The sequence below is a fragment of the Nonomuraea sp. MG754425 genome, from assembly GCF_021699195.1.
Classification (GTDB): domain Bacteria; phylum Actinomycetota; class Actinomycetes; order Streptosporangiales; family Streptosporangiaceae; genus Nonomuraea.
Genome location: NZ_SSXE01000451.1, coordinates 1 through 841, shown reverse-complemented (window position 1 = coordinate 841; position 841 = coordinate 1). Strand labels below are relative to the sequence as shown.

General features: G+C 69.0%; 2 protein-coding genes. One reads left to right on the top strand and one right to left on the bottom strand.

All coding sequences use genetic code 11. The annotated features are described in order from the left end of the window. Window positions 1-84 precede the first annotated feature (84 nt). Window positions 85-534 (bottom strand): group II truncated hemoglobin, encoded by a 450-nt coding sequence (locus FAF44_RS53430; RefSeq protein ID WP_237111156.1) that lies wholly within the window; start codon window positions 532-534, stop codon window positions 85-87. A gap of 88 nt (window positions 535-622) precedes the next feature. Between FAF44_RS53430 and FAF44_RS53425 the strand changes: the two genes are divergently transcribed. Continuing rightward, the coding region (locus FAF44_RS53425; RefSeq protein ID WP_237111157.1) for an aldo/keto reductase at window positions 623-841 on the top strand (219 nt) is incomplete at its 3' end.

Genomic DNA, 841 nt, shown 5'->3' with positions numbered 1-841 from the left:
GGGGGCCGGCGTCAGCGGCCGTGAAGCGCGGACAAGCTTCGATCGCCTCACCGAGCGCCATCTCCGCGTCGGTCGGGCGCGCGGCTATTGACGGTCGTCGCCCGCCCACGTCCAGCGCGGCACCTCGCGCAGCGGATGCAGCTCCTCCTCGGTGGCGGCGTGCGAGTTCTGCACGGCCACCCGTGTCCCGAACTCCACGTGCTCCCGTACGGCCTGCCGGAACTCCTCGTCATCCGGCGGCGCCGACTCGTCGAAGGTCTCCATGTACAGCTCGGCGAAGCGCCGCCGCTGCTCCTCGGTGATCGCCAGGCCGCGATGGACCTCGATCAGGTAGCGGAAGCCCAGTTCCCTGCTGAACCGGTCCGGCCCACCGAACGACTCGGCCGTGAACCAGGTCAGATGGTCGACGTGATGGGGCCTGCGCGCGGGAAAGAGCGGCTTGAGGATCGGGTCGTCGAGAGCCTTGCGGTAGAACGCCTCTTCGACCCTGTGCAGCGCTTCCTCGCCGCCGGCGTGCTCGTAGAGACTCGGCATGTAATCGAGATTACGCGCTCGTCGGCGACCCCGCCGCGTGAAGTGCGCCCCTCAACACGGCCACAGCGTCATCACCGACGTGAAGCACATCTCGGAACGGCCCGGCCTACCTGCGCGCAATCGGCCTCATGCCGACCGCCGAGATGGCGACCGCGATCCCGAGGCGGCCGTCGCGGTGCTGCGCCGCGCCGTGGAGCTCGGGGTGAACCACATCGACACCGCGGGCACCTACGGGTTCGGTGACCTCCATGCGCACGAGCTGATCCGGCAGGCGTTGTCGCCGTATCCGAAAGACCTGATGATCGCC